The following is a 17,235-nucleotide window of genomic DNA, read 5'->3' as shown; positions in this document are numbered from 1 at the left end:
TGGCAAGGTTAGAGGAGGAGAGAGGATGAACAGTTTGAAGCAAGCCGAGAAGCCTTGGAAGCAAGCTCTATATATTTACGTCAATCAATATAACCAAAATCGCGTGGACTATTCCTCAGGCCTGAAAGAGCAGATTGTGGCGGACCTGAACTACCTGGTAGAGAGAGGAGAGAGGCAGTTTCGCCTGCAATCGTGGTATGCGGAGCGGGAGGCAACGCCGCTTAAGAGCGAGACTCGTGCCCGTCTTCAGCGCATACTGAGGGAAACGGAGGATGATGTGGTGGCCGACGTGCGGCTCCACAGCGTCTTTTATTATGAAAAAAGAGGGATGACGCATCGGGAAGACACGGTTGTCGGGGAAAGGCTGACGCTGATTCGGGACGGGGATGCCTGGCTGATCGTCGGCATCGAACGTCTGCAGGATGAACGCCATCCTTTGCAAAGGGCCGATATTCCGGGAGCAGGCTCGGACGCGGCCGGAAGGGAGCCGTCCACTCCTTTCATGAACGGACGCGTATACGCCGCTGGCAGCAGTCCGCGATCGGGACGTTACGAACGCGAAGCCGCGGCTGCCTATGCCGACCGTTGGTGGGATTCGGGGAATCCGGAGTTTGAGGAATTCGACGTGGATTGCACGAACTATATCTCCCAGTGCCTCTTTGCAGGCAAAGCCCCAATCCACTATACTGGTAAAAGAGAAACGGGATGGTGGTACAAGGGATACGTCAACAAACGGGAGTGGTGGAGCTACAGCTGGGCGGTGTCGAACAGCTTCGCGCATTATCTGAATGCCAGTACCACGGGGCTTCGGGCCGAGCGGGTGGAGCGTCCCGAACAGCTGATGCTGGGGGACGTCATCGTGTACGACTGGGACGGCGACGGCGCGTTTCAGCACAGCACCATCGTGACGGCGTTTGACGCGGGCGGGATGCCGCTGGTTAATGCGCATACGGTGTCAAGCCGCCACCGCTATTGGGACTACCGGGATTCCTATGCTTGGAACGATAACACCGAATACCGGTTTTACCATATACCCGATTATTTTTAAGATGACAGCATGTCATGCTGCAATACGGACAAGAGAGAGGTTAACATGGGACAGGATAAATTGACGGTTGGTTTAGTATACGGGGGAAAATCCGGCGAGCATGAGGTGTCGCTATCCACGGCATTCGCGGTCATGAACGCTTTTGATTTTGATAAATACGAGATTGTCCCGTTTTATATTTCAAAACAGGGAACCTGGAGAATCGGCAGCAAGATGTCGGCTCCTTTCGCCCGGCAGGAGGAATTGAAGCTGGCTGAAGGGGAAGGCACGCAAACGGCGCTGAACGCCGTGTTCAGCAGACTGTACGGGGAAGAGAATCAGGCGGTCGATATTATGTTCCCGCTGCTTCACGGGACGTTCGGCGAGGACGGGACGATCCAGGGGCTGTTCGAAATGGCGGACATCCCTTACGTGGGAACCGGCGTGCTTGCATCCGCTGCCGGGATGGACAAAGTCGTCATGAAGAAGCTCTTTGCCCAGGCAGGATTGCCGCAATGCGAGTACTGCTATTTCAACCGCACCCAGTGGGAGCGGAGCCAGCATGAAGTGCTCAAGAACATCGAGGACAAACTCGGATTCCCGAGCTTCGTAAAGCCGGCTAACCTCGGCTCGAGCGTCGGGATTTCCAAGGCCAAGAACCGGGAGCAGCTGAAGGCAGCGATTGAATCCGCGCTCCGCTTCGATGACAAGATCATCGTTGAAGAGTTCGTCGATGCGCGCGAAGTGGAGGTCAGCGTGCTCGGCAATGACGAGCCGATGGCGTCCGTTCCGGGTGAAATCGTCTCTTCCAGTGAATACTATGACTACGCGGCCAAATATACGGATGGACAATCGCAGATGCAAATCCCGGCCGAGATCGACCCGGATACGGCGGATCGGCTGCGCGACCTGGCCATTGCCGCCTTCAAAGCGATTGAGGGCGGGGGCATTACCCGCGCCGACTTCTTTGTCCGCCGTTCGGACGGTGCGATACTGATCAACGAAGTGAACACGATGCCGGGCTTCACGCCGTTCAGCATGTACCCGCTCTTGTGGCGGGAGACGGGCGTTTCCTATCGCGAGCTGCTTGACCGGATGATCGAGCTGGGCCTTGAGCGGTACCATCGCAAGCAATCCCTGATTTATGAGAACCAGGCGTAAGCCGTCACAATAGGATATGAAACACCAGGGGGAGTCCGCGCTATTCATTACGGCTCCCCTTGAGTCTAATATTTTGGGATGAAAGGAAGAGACATGATATGGGATTTCAAACCGAGTTCAATTCCGTTTGTAAGTTTAAAAGCGAGCAGGAGCTCTACGAGCTGCTGGAATACGGCCGCGGCAAAATGCTGAAGGACGGGCTCCGGGTGTTTCCGACGGGACAGAAGGTCATTGCCTATACGCCGGATAACCGGGCGGTGGCCATCGTCCTGATCACCGCATGCGTATCGGAGATCAACTTCCAGGGGCGGGAGGTCACTTCGGTCGAGCTGCAGCTCATCCGTAAATTGACGGATGAGGAAGCGCGCGTACAGACCGCGCTCGCGCACGAGATGTTCTTCGGAGACCATGCATGATTGTCCGTTTCGGTTATGTGGCCATGTCCACGGTCGTGCAGAATGCTTCTCCTTCCAAGACGATGACGATGAAGAGTTTCATGAAGCTGAATGACCGTGAGGCCGGCCTGCACAAACTGGAGCGGATCGCGAATGAGAACCTACATAATACCCTTCGGCTTCTGAAGCATAATGCGGCTCACGATATCAAGGTATACCGCTTCTCGTCCAAGCTGATTCCGCTGGCCACGCATAACGACATGCGGGACTGGGACCCGTTCCCGGCTTTGCGGGAAGGCTTTCAGGCCATTGGGGAATTCGTGAAAAAACACGGGATGCGGGTTTCCTTCCATCCGGATCATTTTACGGTGCTGAGCACGCCGCGTCCCGAAGTGCTGGTCAATTCGGTTCGCGACTTGGAGTCGCACGTCCGCATGCTGCAGGCGATGGAACTGCCTGCTTCCATGAAGAATAACATTCACATTGGGGGAGCTTATGGGGACAAGCCTTCGGCAGCGTCCCGATTCGTTGAACATTTTCATGGGCTTGACCCGCACATCAAGGAACGGCTGACCCTTGAAAATGACGATAAAACCTTTACAGCCCAGGAAACGCTGGCCGTATGCCAGCAGACCGGGCTGCCGATGGTGCTGGACATCCATCACCAGTGGGTCAATAACGACGGCGAGGCGTCCTGGGAGCTGTGGCCGGATATCCTTCGCACCTGGGAGACGCCGCTTGCGCAGGCCGATTCGGAGCCGGCGCAGCCGCTCCCGCCGAAGATTCATGTCTCCAGCCCCAAGAGCAAGACCGATATCCGCAGCCATGCGGACGGGGTGGATGTCGTGCCGCTGCTGGCTTTTTTAAGGAATATTGCCGGGGCTACACCGAAAGTGGACGTGATGATTGAAGCGAAGATGAAGGACGGCGCCTTGTTTGACCTGATGAGGGATCTGGGAAATTATACGGAAGAGGGCATTACCATTCTCGACGGTGCTTCCATCGAAGTGAACCCTTAACCGATAAGTTGAGCTTGTTAACACTTGCAAGTTGATGGGTTTTGGGTTACGTTGGAAGTAGCCAAACAGGGATTCCCCTTAAGATAATGACATTGGACTAAAAAGTTCGTTCTCGCCAAGCATTCAGGTGCACAGCATAGGACGGACTTTTATTGAAATAGGCGGAATTTTCGCGTGGCTGCCCTTTCGGCTACCGTAATGACGGAATAGGATGTAGAGATTTCCAAGATTACTAGATTTATATAGAAAGTAGAGTGAGTGCTTTGAACGAGAATGAAAAGATTCCTTATGTTGTCAGCAGTAAGAGCTATACCGCCGTTGCGATTAATTGCGCCGCGAAAGCGGGAGAATGGATTAAGAGCAAACTGGGCACCGTCAAGCAGCTGAGCACCAAGTCTTCGGCACAGGATATCGTAACCGAGGTCGACAAAGGCGCGGAGCAGATGATCCGCAAGCTGATCCTGACGCACTTCCCGGATCATGCGATCCTGGGAGAAGAAGGGGTTGCCCCGGGTACGGATGCCTATGCGAAGGCGCTTGAGGAAGCCAAAGACGAAGAGTATCTTTGGATTATCGATCCTGTGGACGGCACGACGAACTATGTTCACGGATTTCCGTTTTACTCCGTATCCATCGCGCTGGCTCATCATGGAGAAGTGATTGTCGGCGTTATCTACGACCCTTCCCGGGACGAGTTGTTCGTGGCGGAAAAAGGCAAAGGGGCTTACGTTCACGGCAATCCGACCTATGTCTCCACGGAGGAACAATTGTCGGACAGCTTGCTGGCCACGGGCTTCCCGCTGGACAGCAAGGTCAACTTGCCGCTCAACATGGCGGAGCTTCAGGCGCTGCTGCCGATGGTACGCAATGTAAGGGCGGGCGGTTCAGCCGCGCTTCATCTTGCTTATGTGGCGGCCGGCCGGCTGAGCGGGTACTGGGAGCACGGCTTGAGTGCCTGGGACGTTGCCGCAGGCGCGCTGCTGGTTCAGGAGTCCGGCGGCAAAGTAACCGATACGGAAGGACGTCCCTACGATCTGTCGGTGCGTCATTTAGCGGCAACCAACGGGTTGATTCATCAGCGTTTTTTGGATACGCTAAAAGATGCGGGCGAGGCTTTGGTCCGCTAAACGGTCACCATCCGCAGAGAGAATGCCGTTCACTATTAACCGTTTGATAAAAGGAGTGTGCGTACGATGAATGAGAAGTCGGATCAGGATTTGGAGCGCCAGCTCAGCGAGATGTTAACGGACGGTGAAATGGAGAAGAAGGATCGGGAGAAGGAGGAGCGCAGGCTGCTCTCTCCGAAATATGAGATCCGGATTCAGACGCAGCTCGACCCCATCGTGGAGGAGACGCTCAAATACCGCAGCATGGCAAAGGAATTGGATGACCGCTATGACAAGTATATCGATAAGGCGGTTAAGAAGGAGAAGCCTGAGGATTCAGGCGAAGGCGTGTGATAGCGCTTCAAGGAATATTGCGGTATTGGAGCGTAACATCATCCTAGTTCGGTATCAGGAATGGACAGCATGAAACAGGCTGTCCATTTTTTTGTGCAGCAATCAAGATAAGACTCTTCAAGACGGCGAATGTCGGAGTCAGGATGTACGACCTTGTCCATATAGGGGGGAGGAGAAACAATGCGGGTTCAGCTGAAGGCTTCTCATTTTTTGGCAGGATTATCAGGTGTTGGTTCCATCCTGTTGTGGTGCATACTTATCATCTTTAATCCGTATACGGACGTTATGAACTGGAGTCCGGCCCTGAATACGTTCATTATGCTCTTTCTGCCAGGCTGCTTGGCGTTGATTGCGATGGTGTATTCGTACGGAATGCTGCTGCTGATTGCTTTTGGATGGTCGATACTGCCAAGCCTGTATATGGCAGGCACGCCAGGGATATTTGCTTGGTTTGGAGTTACCTCCATAGGTTATCTATTCGCTTATCTTCTCATGAAGCCGTCTCGTCCGGCTTGATTCGGTACCATTCGCCTGATGGTGGTGGTAAAATAAGGATGTATCAAGATATTCGACGTTAAGGGAGTGAAGTCATGTTCAAACAATGGAAGAAGGGGCTGGCGGCAGTAACCGGCAGCTTGACGCTCGCGGTGGCGCTAGTCGGACCGGGCGTTGCGCCGGCTTATGCCGATGAGGCTGCGGCTAAGCATACATATCGTATCGTAACGCTGGGGGATTCGCTGACCGTCGGGTATGAGCCGGGAATGGATCTGAACAGCAAACCGTACGGTTTTGTTGACCGGCTGTATGAGCAGGGGCTGTTCCATGGCCGGACCGAAGTCACGAATCTGGGGATCGGCGGGTTGAAGACCGACGGGCTGAACAACTACGTCAAGGCCGTCCTGGATGAACGGGCGATCACGCCGGAGGAGCTGCAGCCGGGACTCAGCAGCATCGATCCGCGGACCAAGCAGATCGGCGCCGATGCAGCGAAAGCTAAGCCGATTATCGCCGAAGCCGATCTGATCACCATTACGATCGGCGGCAATGACATGATGAGTCTTGTCAGCACCGTGGAAACGTTAAGCGATGAGCAGCTGCAAGCCAAGATGCAGGAACTGTTCCAGATCTATAAGGACAACGTGTCGTCCGTCATTACAGGCCTGCATTCCCTGAATCCGGATGCCGCGATCGTCGTGGCCGACCAGTATAACCCGGTTCCCAAAATCGCCGATGAAGTCGCGTACGCGAAACTGGTAGCGGCATCCGGTGAGTTCACGAAGCTGGTGGACGGGGTGGCCGGCGGTTTTGCAAGCCAGGGCGTAGACATCAAGGTAGCGCATGTCGCGAAGAAATTCGTGGGCTCCGAGCTGACGATGACCCATATCCTGAAGGATGACATCCATCCGAACCAATACGGATACGAAACGATGGCCAGCGTGTTTGCCGAGACGATCTGGGGCAGCTATCAGAAACCTCCTGTTCAAAATGAGGGGCAGCCGATGCGCATCGTCGTGAAAGGGCAGGAGCTGAATACGCCTTACAAGCCGATCCTCCGCGACAACCTGAATTACGTAGCCATACAAGACATCGTGAACGCGGTGGGGGCGACTACCAAATGGGAGAATAAAACATCCAGCGCAACGATTACCTTCGGAGACCAGACGGTCGTGGTGAAGATCGGCGCCAAAACCGTTCAAGTCAACGGAACGGCCGTACCGATCGATACACCGGCTTTCCTGCACAAGGTAGGAAAAGAGGATAAAACCTACGTGCCGCTCGCCGTGATTGCATCCGGCCTGGGCTTTGACGTTCAGTACAGTTCCAAATTGCGTACCGCATTCATCAATTTGTAATTCCATGAGCAAGCTGCACCGGCTGGAAGGAGCCGATGCAGCTTTTTTTGTGATTCCCCCGTGACGGCCTACGAGAGAAGTTCTTTGTTTACCCCTCGTTATGGTCGACGGTTCGATAGAGGATCGGATGGGGATATCGCCTAAAGATTTGCACACAGGGTTGTGACGTTTTTAACATGAGATGCTCCCGGCAGGTGTTACAATACTACATCATTTCCCTTGAATGGGTGGTGTGACGCTGGCGCAGATTGGCCGCCTGCTCCGGACCGGAAAGTGGCAGATCCGTGAAATGGGCAGGGAAAGGCTTATCGAATGTCGAATCTTGGAAGAAACATAGATATGGCATTATAGGGGGATCAAGGAATGAATGGACCGATGATCATTACGTTGTCTGTTTTGGCCGTGGCATCCGTATTGTTCATGTCGGGAAAAGTGCGGTCGGATTTGGTCGCGATCGGCGTGTTGATGGTACTTATGCTAACGGACATTTTAAGTCCGGCTGAAGCCCTGTCGGGCTTTTCCAATTCGGTTGTCATCATGATGATCGGTTTGTTTGTTGTGGGGGGCGGCATTTTCCAGACCGGGCTGGCCAAGATGGCCAGCGGGAAGCTGCTGAAGCTTGGCGGAGGAAGCGAGACCCGGCTCTTGATCATGATCATGCTGGTGACGTCGCTCATCGGCGGATTCGTCAGCAATACGGGCACGGTAGCTGTGATGCTGCCCATCGTTGTCAGCCTGGCATACAGCGCGGAGATCAATCCGGGGCGGCTGCTGATGCCCCTTGCGTTTGCAAGCAGCTTGGGCGGCATGCTCACCTTGATCGGAACGCCGCCGAACCTTGTGATTCAGGAGACGCTGATTAACGCAGGGTACGAACGGTTGTCGTTTTTTGCTTTTCTGCCGATCGGCCTGGTGTGTCTGGTAACCGGGATTCTCGCGATATTGTTCCTTCGCCGTTATCTTCCCAGCAATGAAGAAGGAAGAACGGGGAACCAGGGCGGACGCTCGCTCAGGGAGCTGGCCAAGCAGTATCGGCTGACCCAGAACCTGTATCGGATTCAGGTCGGAGCCGATTCCTCCATTCGCTCCAAGACGCTGCGGGAGCTGGATATTCCGGCACAGTTCGAAATCAACATCATTGAAATCCGCCGTAAAATGTCGGCCAAGAATCAATTCTTCAAAACGATCAACCAGGAGATCGCAGGTCCCGGGACCGTGATAGAGGAAGAGGATATTCTGTACGTGAATGGTCCATTCGAGCGGGCATCGGAGTTTGCGGAGACATACGGGCTTGTCATGCTGGACCAGGGTGTGCCCGAGCATCGTAAACATGCCGAAGAGTCGCAGTACGCCACAAGCGACGTCGGCATTGCGGAGGTGATGCTGACGCCGTCCTCGCGTCTGATCGGCCGGCTCGTCAAGCATTCGGGATTCCGCGAGAAGTATCGGGTGAACATTCTGGGCATCCAGCGTAAAGAACAGTATTTGCTGCATCATCTGAAGGAAGAGAAAATGCGCTTTGGCGACGCGCTGCTCGTGCAGGGCACGTGGAAGGACATTGCCCTGCTGGCAGCGGAGCAGACGGATGTCGTGGTGGTGGGGCAGCCTGCAGAGGAGTCGCGCAAATTGACGATGGATCACAAAGCGCCGATCGCGGCGGGGATCAAGCTGCTGATGGTGATCCTGCTCGTGACGGAATGGATTCCGGCGGTGGCCTCCGTGATGATTGCCGCGGTGTTGATGGTGGTGTTCGGCTGCGTGCGCAACATGGAGGAAGCCTATAAGACGGTCAACTGGGAGAGCATCGTCCTTATTGGAGGGATGATCCCGATGTCCATTGCCATCGAGAAGACGGGAGCCGCCACGCTGATCTCGGATATGCTGGTTCATTCCCTGGGCAGCTATGGATCGCTTGCCCTGCTGGCAGGGGTGTATTTCACCACTTCGCTGCTAACGCTGTTTATCAGCAATACCGCCTGCGCGGTATTATTCGCGCCGATTGCGTTATCGGCTGCGATCCAGATGGGAGCCAGTCCGTATCCGTTTCTGTTCGCCGTTTCGATTGGAGCCAGCATGTGTTTTGCGTCCCCGTTCTCCACGCCGCCCAACGCGCTCGTCATGTCGGCAGGACGTTATAAATTCAGCCATTACGTGAAGGTCGGCTTGCCGCTTCAACTGACGATCGGGCTCGTCATGATGGCGGTACTGCCGCTGTTCTTTCCGTTTTAAAAAAGGGAACCGGCACCTAACACCCGTATGTTCAATCCGATGAGGATCGCGCATGCGGGTGTTATTCCATTTTGAGGGTAGATAGCGCGGAAGACGGGCGGTCAATACTCCCTCATACCTCGACAGATCGACTCCCGCCAGACGCTCCTGCCCCTTTTGCAGGAAATCGCCTGCCGCAGGGCTAATACATCCACTTAGGGCATCCTGCCTAATCGTAAAAATGCGCATCATTTCCGTAGAAATGACTACGCTGATCCCGCTGGATTGTTGCTATGCTTGAGAAAGCCGGAGGTGCAAGGGCCGATGAAGAACCGCTTCAAAAATCCGCTGGGCCGCATGAACATCAAACAGCAGATGATTCTGCTGTTCCTGGTGCTGGTCATTCCGTTATTCGGGCTGAACGCCTACGGGAATTCCATGGCCGGGCAAATCCTGAAGCGCCATGTGACCAATGCTTATATCGAACTGAACAAACAAAATTTCAAGCTGATTAACCGGGACATTGAAACCGTCAACAAAGTAACCTCCACGGTCATCCAGAACTCGCAGATCCAGCAGCTGGATCCTTTTGCCGAGGTTACCGTACTGGAACGCGTCAAAAATTACGAGCGGCTCGAAAAGATGCTGATTTCCTTCTCCCAAGAGACGGATGAGCGTGAACCGGTCTATTACTCGCTTTATGTGTACGACCCGGACAACAGCTACTTCTTTGCCCCGTATTACCCAGACCGCAGAAAAGCAGGGGTATATTTTTTCTCCGACGAGAAGGAGAAGCCCGCTTGGTTCGATGAAGCCGTGGCGATGAAGGGGAACGGGTACCTGAAGCGCATGGCCAATCTGTCGCCGCCGGTGCAAGGACGACAGGATCAAGAGACTTTAAGCTATGTGCGGGCCGTTAACAATATCTATCGGGGCGGTACCATCGGCGTATTGCTGGTCACCAATTTGGACGCGCGGATCGGCGAGTCGTTATCGACGGTCTCGATTCCCGATGGGGAGCTGTATTTTACGGATTGGGACGATAATATCCTGACCTCGTCGGTACAGGGCATGGCGGGCAAGCTGGAATTGCCGCCCGAAGCGGATCCGGGCCATTCCACGATCGGCGTCATGGACGTGATCACGTCGGATTTCATCTATGTCATCGATTACAATTACGTGCTCCAGCAGAAGCTGGTCTATAAGGTGCCCGTCAAAACGCTGCTTGCCCAGCAAAGCGAGATGAAGCGCGTCATACAGGTCATTTCCGTCGCTTATTTTGCCGTGGGCCTCATTATCGTCTTTTACTTCTGGCAGTCGCTGATGACGCCGCTCCAGAAGCTGGCGCATTTCGTGAGGAGGTACGAACCGGGAAACGTCGTGCCGGAAACTCCTTATCGGCGCAGAAAAGACGAAGTCAGCGTCCTGATCTCCACGATCTATGACATGGCCCGCCGACTGAATGACCTGATCCATTACAAATACAATATGGATTTGAAGCAGAAGGAAGCGCAGCTGCAGCTGCTCTATCAGCAGATCAATCCCCACTTGCTGTACAACACCCTGGAGAGCATTTACTGGAAGAGCACGATGGAGGGCAATACCGAGTCCGCCGAAATGATCAAGGATTTATCCAAATTGATGAAGATTAGTCTCAGCCGGGGCCGGGATCTTATCACGCTTGGGGAAGAGCTTGAGCATGCGGGGGCTTATATGAATCTCCAGCTGAACCGTTATGATTATCAGTTTACGATCCGATGGGACGTTCCCGAGGCATTGCTGGCGAATCATGTGCCGAAGATCACGCTCCAGCCGCTGCTGGAGAACGCGATCATTCATGGCATTAAAAATATGGGCGAGGACGGAATGATCCGCGTATCGGGTCATCTGGAGGGTGATCGATGCCGGATCGTCATTGAAGATAACGGCTTCCGTCCCGTGAACTACGAATCCATTCACCGGCTGCTCCATGATGATGCACCCGATCATTCGCTGGGCTACGGCATCCGCAATATCCAGGAGCGGATACGGCTGCATTTCGGCAGCCGCTACGGGCTGCAGTATGAGCCCGGGGAAGAAGGGGGAACCCGCGTGACGATCACGATACCGCGAACAGAAGCAGCAACCATTACAGCAACCGGACAGGAGGTTTCCTGATGTACAACATTTTGGTGGTAGATGACGAACCTTTGATATGCAAGGGCTTGGCAGGGCTGTTAACGTCCTCTGGCCTTGCCATCGATGTCATAACCACGGCTTACAGCGGGCAGGAAGCGCTGGACTACATACGGATGGGAGACATCGACCTGCTGGTCACCGATATCCAGATGGGCGAGATGAACGGCATTGAGCTGATGCAGCAGGCGAAGATCGTGAAGCCTTGGGTACAGACGATCATTATTTCAGCCCATGAAACATTTCAATACGCGCAGCGGGCGCTTCAGCTCGGAGCCAAGGATTATTTGATCAAACCGCTGAACAGCGAGCAGTTTCTGGATTCGGTCCGCAGCGTGCTGCTCAAGATGGACCGGCCGGCGCCCCAGGTCGAGCCGCTTCTCATGGCCGATAATGAGCATTTCCGGATGGAGGAGCCGCCGTCCGAAAGAATAGAGCGGCTGAACGAGCGGCTCTCCATGGAGCCGGATCCATCGGCTGCTGCCGGTGCCGACGAGTCGGAGCTAGGCCTGGTCGGCCCCTATTTTGCCGTTATCAAAATGAAACTGGGACTGGCGGAAGAGCGCAGCGCTTCTTTTTCCAGTCATGATATAAACCTGATTCAATATGCCGCGCTGAATATCGCCAAGGAGCTGCTGGAGCAGGAGCCGCACACCTTAGTGTTCTATTCGCCGGAACGGGACGTCAACATCATCCTTCAATGGAGCGAGCAGGAAATGGAGGAGAACGCCAGCGGGAAAATCCATCACCTGGAGATGATCGGCCGGAGTCTGCACCACCATGTGGAGCTGCACCTGAAACGGAGCTGTACCGTGGGCATCAGCCAAATATTAAGGGGACGGGAATTCTTGAGCGTGCTCAGCCGCCAGGCGGACAAAGCGATGCTGTGGAGCGAGCAGCTGCATGATTTCCATGTCTTTTATTACGGGGATTTCAATTGGCACAATTATGCCCAGGAGACGTCGCAGGAGGTGCTTTCGAGCCAGAGCAACCGGATCGTGGAGAATACGAGGCAATATATCGACGAGCATTACCGCCAGAAGGGATTGACCATTCACGATGTAGCGAAGAACAATCACGTGAGCCCCAACTATTTGAGTTACCTGTTCAAAAAATATACCGGCAGCAGCCTGTGGGAGTATGTGGTGAAGCTGCGAATGGAGGAGAGCAGGGCATTGATCCTGAACACGGATCTCCGCCGGTACGAGATAGCCGAGCGGGTGGGGTATGAATCCCCGGAGCATTTCAGCAAAATCTTCAAAAAATACTACGGCGTCAGCCCAAGCGAGCTAAAGAAGTAAGATCCGTCATACTTCACATAGTTTTAGACATGTTCGAAGGCTCCCCGGCTTTTTTACAATAAAAGCTAGACATTGAATAAAGGAATGAGGGAGTCGGATGGAAGAAACGATCATGTCACAAGGCCAGGCTCTGATCGAGCCCGGCCGCCGCGCCCGGAAGGAGCATAAGCGCAAGCCGCTGTGGAGGAAGTATGTATGGGGGTATTTGTTCCTTGTCCCGGCCATAGCGATCTTTATCGTCTTTTTATGGGTGCCGATTTTCAAAGGGATCTTTTACAGCTTTTTTCATATCGATTTCGTAAAAGGCAATACCTTCGTCGGTTTGGATAATTACGCCAACGTTCTGAGCAATCCCGACCTGCTGCTATCGGTCAGGAATACGTTGTATTTCATGCTGTTAACGCTTGTCATCGGCTTCTGGGTGCCCATCGCCGCATCCATTGCCATCTCGGAGCTGAAGCTGTTTCAAGGGTTCGCCCGGATTGCCGCGTATCTCCCGTTTGTCGTGCCCGGGGTCGTGCTCTACGGCATGTGGCGATGGATGTACGATCCGGTGGGCCCGGTCAATGCGTTGTTCGGCTTCTTCGGGGCAGAGCCGGTATCGTTCATATCGGATAGCCGCTTCTCGATGGTATCGCTGGTCGTCATGGAGACATGGCAGCAATTCGGCTCGGCGATGCTGATCTATCTGGCCGGAGTGCTGAGCATACCGAAGGATTGGTATGAAGCCGCCGAAATCGACGGTGCCGGCGTGTGGGCCCGGATTAAATACATCACGCTTCCCTCGATGCGCAATCTGATTGTGCTCATGCTGATTCTGCAGCTGATCGGCACGTCACAGGCGTATCAATCGCAGCTGGCGATGCTGGATGGCGGACCGAACAAGGCCACGCTCACCTATGCGCTCCTTACCGTAAAATATGCGTTTAACCAGCTGGATTACGGGGCCGGAACCGCGATGGGCATCTTGATGTTCCTTGTGCTGAGTTTGCTGGGCATCCTGCAATTCAAGATGAACAGGGAGGAGTACTAGGATGAAAGAGAGAGGCATTCTGTCCGCTTCGGATTTGAGAAAACCGTGGAATAAGGCGGTTTACGGATTTATGGTGCTGTGCATTGCCGTGATGACCTTCACGATGCTGTACCCGATCGGCATGACGATGTTCAACGGATTGAAGAGCAATCAGGAAATCAACACGTTTCCGCCGCGCTTTTTCCCGTCGGAATGGCATTGGGAGAACTTCCCGAAGGGGTGGGCATACATCGATCTGCCGATGTTTCTGAAGAATACGCTGCTGATTTTCGGCGGTAATCTGTTGGTCACGATTCTGGTGCTGGGCATGGCGGCATTCAGCATATCCCGCATCCGGGTTCCGTATCATCGGGCCATCTATTTCTTCATTCTGATGACCTTGTTCATTCCGGCGTCGAGTTACATGATTCCGAATTTCGTCAATTTGAAGGAGCTCGGCCTGCTGAATTCCTACTGGGCCTTCTGGCTGCCGGCCGGAGCGAACGCGTACTTCTTCCTGCTGATCAAAAACTTCTTCGACGGCATTCACCCGGAGATCTTCGAGGCGGCGCGCATCGACGGCGCTTCGGAGATGAGCAGCTTCCTGCGGATCGCCATACCGCTATCCGTTCCGATCTTCGCGACGCTGGCGATTTTTACATTCTCCACGGCATGGAACGACTGGTTCTGGCCGTCGCTCGTCATGCAGACCCAGGACAAATATACGCTGGCTACGGCCATTTACAAGTATGTCATCAACGCAAGGAGCCTGGACAGCAGCGTTAAATTTTCGATCCTGTTCATGGTGATGGTGCCGCCGATCTTCGTATTTCTGGCGTTCCAGAAATTCATCATGCGCAGCGTCAGCCTCTCGGCCGTCAAAGGGTAGGGCAGCAGCGGTACACATCGTAGCCCTGCACACGATCGTCATATGAATGCACATCGTCCTTTCCGGATTTGGCTTTTATGATGGAGAGAGGAAAGGACATCATTATTTCAATAAGGAAAAGGGGAGTATCCATGCGCAAGTTCCCAGCATTACTGATCTGCCTTATGCTGTTCAGCTCCTTGCTCGCCGCATGCGGCGGCGGCAAAGCGGCGCCGGAGGTCACGAATACAGAGGGAGGGACCGCCAATTCGGGCGGGACGGCCACGACGCAAACGGAGGAGCCGAAGGAGGATATCGCGGATCAAAAGATCACGATCAAGATTCACTATCCGCTGCCGGATGATACCACGCTGCGTCAGCAGGAGGATGATAAAATCGCCCGCTTCCAGGCGAAATATCCGAACGTGACCATCGTGAAGGACGACTGGCAGTACAGCGTCAACGAAATTGGGGTGAAGATGGCTTCGAACGAAGCGCCGACATTTTATAACACTTGGGCCACGGAGGCACAGCTGCTCGTGGAGCGGGGCTGGGTGGCCGACATTACGGAGTTCTGGAACGAATGGGAGTACAAGGACGACATGAATCCCGTGCTGCAGGATCAATTCATCGTGGACGGCAAGGTGTACGGCGTCACGCAGAACGGTTATATCACGTCTACGATCGTGAACAAGAAGCTGCTGGACGCGAAGGGCGTGCCCGTACCGCCGATGGATTGGACATGGGACGACATGTACAACACGGCGAAAGGCGCTGCGGACCCGAAGGCCGGCATCTCCGGAATCGCGCCGATGGGCAAGGGCAATGAGGCAGGCTGGAACTGGACCAACTTCCTGTTCGAAGCCGGCGGGGATATCGAAGTGAACGAGGACGGCAAAGTGAAAGCGGTGTTTAACTCGGAAGCCGGCGTGAAGGCGCTGGATTTCTACAAGAAGCTGAGATGGGAAGCAAACGCCATTCCGCAGGACTGGGCCCTCGGCTGGGGCGATGCCGTCAGCTCGTTCCAGCAAGGACGGACGGCGATGGTCATTGCAGGCGCATTTGACGTGATCCAGCCGGCATTGAACGAGGGCGGCATGAAGCCTGAGGACGTGCTTGCGTATCCGATGCCTGCGATGGAGAAAGGCGGAGCGCACCACGGCATTTTGGGCGGCAACTATCTGGTCATCAATCCGAATGCCACGAAGGAAGAACAGGAAATGGCATTCCGCTATATCACGTTTGATTATTTTACGGATGATGCGCTGAAATCGGTGGAAGATACGATCAATGCCCGCAAAGCCGAGGGCAAATACTTTGTGCCGACGCCGCTGGAATATTTCAGCGACGATTCGGAGTATGCGGCGAAGGTGAAGGCGATCTACGATAAGTACGACAACGTCTATGAATACGATCCGCAGCTCTTCAGCCTGTTGGAAGGTAAGCCTGAAGCGCAATTCGGCACGCAGGATTATTATGCCGCGATGTCCAACGTGGTGCAGGAATCGTTCTCGAAGGAAGGCACGGATTCCAAGAAGCAGCTGGACGAAACGGCCAAGCTGGTTCAGGAGAATTTCTTCGATAAGATCGAACAGAAGTAGGAGAGAGGCCATTTGCTGGCCGTGAATCTAGTAAATAAACGTAATAGAACAACCCGCCCAAGGATTATCCTTGGGCGGGTTGTTTCTGTTTCATAGGGATGACCGTGGAATCGATTAGTAGATCTCGCTCGCATCCGCCGGCAGCTGCCGGACATGCTGCAGGAAGCCCGTTACGCGCTGATCCTGCCCCATATCGTATTCAAAGCGCAGCTGCTTGGCGACATCCAGCGCGGTTCTGCGGAACAGCGCTTCCATCGTAAACAGCGCCTCCCACACCTCTTCGTAGGTTCCGCGAGGGTAGGTGGACATCAGCTCGTTCCAGCTGTCCGCAGACATATAGTTTTTCAGGTACTTGCCGTTCTTGCCCACGCTGAGCGAGAAATCGGTCTGTGTGCCCACCTGCCACTCCAGCATTTTCATCAGCATCGGACGCATGATGTTGTGAAGATGGTCCTGGGCATACAGGATTTCTTCCCGCCACAAGCCTTTGGCGACATACGTGGATACCCACCAGAACTCGTTGCAGCAATCCTCGAAAAAGGCTGCTGACGGACGCTGTACCCAGAAATCCTCGTCGGACGGAGCAGGAACCTTGGGAAAGGTTTGATCTTTATCCATTAAGATCTGGATCAGTTTGTCTTCCTTGCAGTATTTCTCCTTCTCCTCGATGGGGATCAGGGTCATGTCAATCCGGTTCCCGTCGGTAAATAACATCAGGTATGAGAACCAGCCTCCAAGGTCGGGAGGGAACAGGTCCATATCTTCCGGCGTCTGCAGAATCAACCGTTCCCCGAAGACGTCAATCCAGTTTGGATCCTGGATAAAGCTCTCCATATCCGTAACATGAAAGCTGATGTCGTAATCCTGAAAAATATCCTTAGGCACGTTGGGATTCGTTCGGGAGCCTTCCAGGGTCACGGCCCGAACCCGCTCATCGCGGGCTGCATAGCCCAATACCAAATCCATCATTTCTTGCTCGCTTCTCATGTGTTCGTAGCCTCCGTATTCGTATTTGGACTACCGACGATTCGAATCGAACAGGTCAGGAGGTCCACGGATCCGGATCGTAGAAGCATGGCATGGATGTGGAGCAGGTTATAACTTGTTCAACAGCTTTTTCATGAGGAAATCTCCTTTCGCGTTCTTTGAATTTAT

The 17,235-nt window shown here is 54.1% G+C and carries 15 protein-coding genes; 14 read left to right on the top strand and 1 reads right to left on the bottom strand.

Annotated features, from left to right (window positions below; translation table 11 throughout):
- Window positions 1-25: 25 nt before the first annotated feature.
- The 14 genes from RB298_RS15865 (at window position 26) to RB298_RS15800 (ending at window position 16,080) form a co-directional block, all read left to right on the top strand.
- The gene (locus RB298_RS15865; RefSeq protein WP_009591119.1) at window positions 26-1,048 is read left to right on the top strand and encodes an amidase domain-containing protein; all 1,023 of its coding nucleotides are present in this window, start codon (window positions 26-28) and stop codon (window positions 1,046-1,048) included.
- 45 nt (window positions 1,049-1,093) lie between these two features.
- Window positions 1,094-2,188 (top strand): D-alanine--D-alanine ligase, encoded by a 1,095-nt coding sequence (locus tag RB298_RS15860; protein ID WP_012819030.1) that lies wholly within the window; start codon window positions 1,094-1,096, stop codon window positions 2,186-2,188.
- Between the two features lie 98 nt (window positions 2,189-2,286).
- Complete coding sequence (locus tag RB298_RS15855) at window positions 2,287-2,604, top strand: hypothetical protein (protein WP_009591113.1); 318 nt, start codon at window positions 2,287-2,289, stop codon at window positions 2,602-2,604.
- Window positions 2,601-3,602, top strand: a complete 1,002-nt coding sequence (uvsE, locus tag RB298_RS15850) for a UV DNA damage repair endonuclease UvsE (RefSeq protein ID WP_486047560.1) — start codon at window positions 2,601-2,603, stop codon at window positions 3,600-3,602. The genes RB298_RS15855 and uvsE overlap by 4 nt, the downstream gene beginning before the upstream one ends.
- 263 nt (window positions 3,603-3,865) lie before the next feature.
- Window positions 3,866-4,729, top strand: coding sequence for an inositol monophosphatase family protein (locus RB298_RS15845; RefSeq protein ID WP_036671729.1), 864 nt, complete (start codon window positions 3,866-3,868; stop codon window positions 4,727-4,729).
- A gap of 66 nt (window positions 4,730-4,795) precedes the next feature.
- Window positions 4,796-5,062 carry a hypothetical protein gene (locus RB298_RS15840; protein ID WP_096777002.1) on the top strand — a complete coding sequence of 89 codons (267 nt, stop codon included), beginning with the start codon at window positions 4,796-4,798 and terminating at the stop codon, window positions 5,060-5,062.
- A gap of 180 nt (window positions 5,063-5,242) precedes the next feature.
- Window positions 5,243-5,578, top strand: a complete 336-nt coding sequence (locus RB298_RS15835; protein WP_486047559.1) for a hypothetical protein — start codon at window positions 5,243-5,245, stop codon at window positions 5,576-5,578.
- Between the two features lie 74 nt (window positions 5,579-5,652).
- Window positions 5,653-6,915 (top strand): SGNH/GDSL hydrolase family protein, encoded by a 1,263-nt coding sequence (locus RB298_RS15830; RefSeq protein WP_096777000.1) that lies wholly within the window; start codon window positions 5,653-5,655, stop codon window positions 6,913-6,915.
- Between the two features lie 363 nt (window positions 6,916-7,278).
- Entirely contained in the window at window positions 7,279-9,144 is a 1,866-nt protein-coding gene (locus RB298_RS15825; protein ID WP_486047558.1) for an SLC13 family permease, read from the top strand.
- A gap of 303 nt (window positions 9,145-9,447) precedes the next feature.
- Complete coding sequence (locus tag RB298_RS15820; RefSeq protein ID WP_096776998.1) at window positions 9,448-11,280, top strand: sensor histidine kinase; 1,833 nt, start codon at window positions 9,448-9,450, stop codon at window positions 11,278-11,280.
- The gene (locus RB298_RS15815) at window positions 11,280-12,599 is read left to right on the top strand and encodes a response regulator (RefSeq protein ID WP_332296543.1); all 1,320 of its coding nucleotides are present in this window, start codon (window positions 11,280-11,282) and stop codon (window positions 12,597-12,599) included. Before RB298_RS15820 ends, RB298_RS15815 begins: the two co-directional genes overlap by 1 nt.
- A 97-nt stretch (window positions 12,600-12,696) precedes the next feature.
- The gene (locus RB298_RS15810) at window positions 12,697-13,632 is read left to right on the top strand and encodes a carbohydrate ABC transporter permease (RefSeq protein WP_332296542.1); all 936 of its coding nucleotides are present in this window, start codon (window positions 12,697-12,699) and stop codon (window positions 13,630-13,632) included.
- Window position 13,633: 1 nt separating this feature from the next.
- Window positions 13,634-14,500 carry a carbohydrate ABC transporter permease gene (locus tag RB298_RS15805; protein WP_090912776.1) on the top strand — a complete coding sequence of 289 codons (867 nt, stop codon included), beginning with the start codon at window positions 13,634-13,636 and terminating at the stop codon, window positions 14,498-14,500.
- A 131-nt stretch (window positions 14,501-14,631) separates the two neighbouring features.
- Window positions 14,632-16,080 carry an ABC transporter substrate-binding protein gene (locus RB298_RS15800; protein ID WP_096776995.1) on the top strand — a complete coding sequence of 483 codons (1,449 nt, stop codon included), beginning with the start codon at window positions 14,632-14,634 and terminating at the stop codon, window positions 16,078-16,080.
- Between the two features lie 114 nt (window positions 16,081-16,194).
- Here the strand turns inward: RB298_RS15800 and RB298_RS15795 are convergent, their stop codons facing one another.
- Window positions 16,195-17,067: an aminoglycoside 6-adenylyltransferase gene (locus tag RB298_RS15795; RefSeq protein ID WP_486047557.1), complete on the bottom strand. Its 873-nt coding sequence runs from the start codon at window positions 17,065-17,067 to the stop codon at window positions 16,195-16,197.
- Window positions 17,068-17,235 lie beyond the last annotated feature (168 nt).

The sequence above is a fragment of the Priestia sp. BR_2 genome (genome assembly GCF_041954005.1).
GTDB classification, from domain to species: domain Bacteria; phylum Bacillota; class Bacilli; order Paenibacillales; family Paenibacillaceae; genus Paenibacillus_AQ; species Paenibacillus_AQ lautus_A.
The sequence above is the reverse complement of the archived record's forward strand: the minus strand, read 5'-3'. Positions and strand labels throughout refer to the sequence as shown.

Excerpts from the sequence above, each read along its gene's own strand:
- RB298_RS15865 (WP_009591119.1), top strand. The coding sequence starts at position 26 with ATGAACAGTTTGAAGCAAGCCGAGAAGCCTTGGAAGCAAGCTCTATAT.
- RB298_RS15860 (WP_012819030.1), top strand. The coding sequence starts at position 1,094 with ATGGGACAGGATAAATTGACGGTTGGTTTAGTATACGGGGGAAAATCC.
- RB298_RS15855 (WP_009591113.1), top strand. The coding sequence starts at position 2,287 with ATGGGATTTCAAACCGAGTTCAATTCCGTTTGTAAGTTTAAAAGCGAG.
- uvsE (WP_486047560.1), top strand. The coding sequence starts at position 2,601 with ATGATTGTCCGTTTCGGTTATGTGGCCATGTCCACGGTCGTGCAGAAT.
- RB298_RS15840 (WP_096777002.1), top strand. The coding sequence starts at position 4,796 with ATGAATGAGAAGTCGGATCAGGATTTGGAGCGCCAGCTCAGCGAGATG.
- RB298_RS15835 (WP_486047559.1), top strand. The coding sequence starts at position 5,243 with ATGCGGGTTCAGCTGAAGGCTTCTCATTTTTTGGCAGGATTATCAGGT.
- RB298_RS15830 (WP_096777000.1), top strand. The coding sequence starts at position 5,653 with ATGTTCAAACAATGGAAGAAGGGGCTGGCGGCAGTAACCGGCAGCTTG.
- RB298_RS15825 (WP_486047558.1), top strand. The coding sequence starts at position 7,279 with ATGAATGGACCGATGATCATTACGTTGTCTGTTTTGGCCGTGGCATCC.
- RB298_RS15820 (WP_096776998.1), top strand. The coding sequence starts at position 9,448 with ATGAAGAACCGCTTCAAAAATCCGCTGGGCCGCATGAACATCAAACAG.
- RB298_RS15815 (WP_332296543.1), top strand. The coding sequence starts at position 11,280 with ATGTACAACATTTTGGTGGTAGATGACGAACCTTTGATATGCAAGGGC.
- RB298_RS15810 (WP_332296542.1), top strand. The coding sequence starts at position 12,697 with ATGGAAGAAACGATCATGTCACAAGGCCAGGCTCTGATCGAGCCCGGC.
- RB298_RS15805 (WP_090912776.1), top strand. The coding sequence starts at position 13,634 with ATGAAAGAGAGAGGCATTCTGTCCGCTTCGGATTTGAGAAAACCGTGG.
- RB298_RS15800 (WP_096776995.1), top strand. The coding sequence starts at position 14,632 with ATGCGCAAGTTCCCAGCATTACTGATCTGCCTTATGCTGTTCAGCTCC.
- RB298_RS15795 (WP_486047557.1), bottom strand. The coding sequence starts at position 17,067 with ATGAGAAGCGAGCAAGAAATGATGGATTTGGTATTGGGCTATGCAGCC.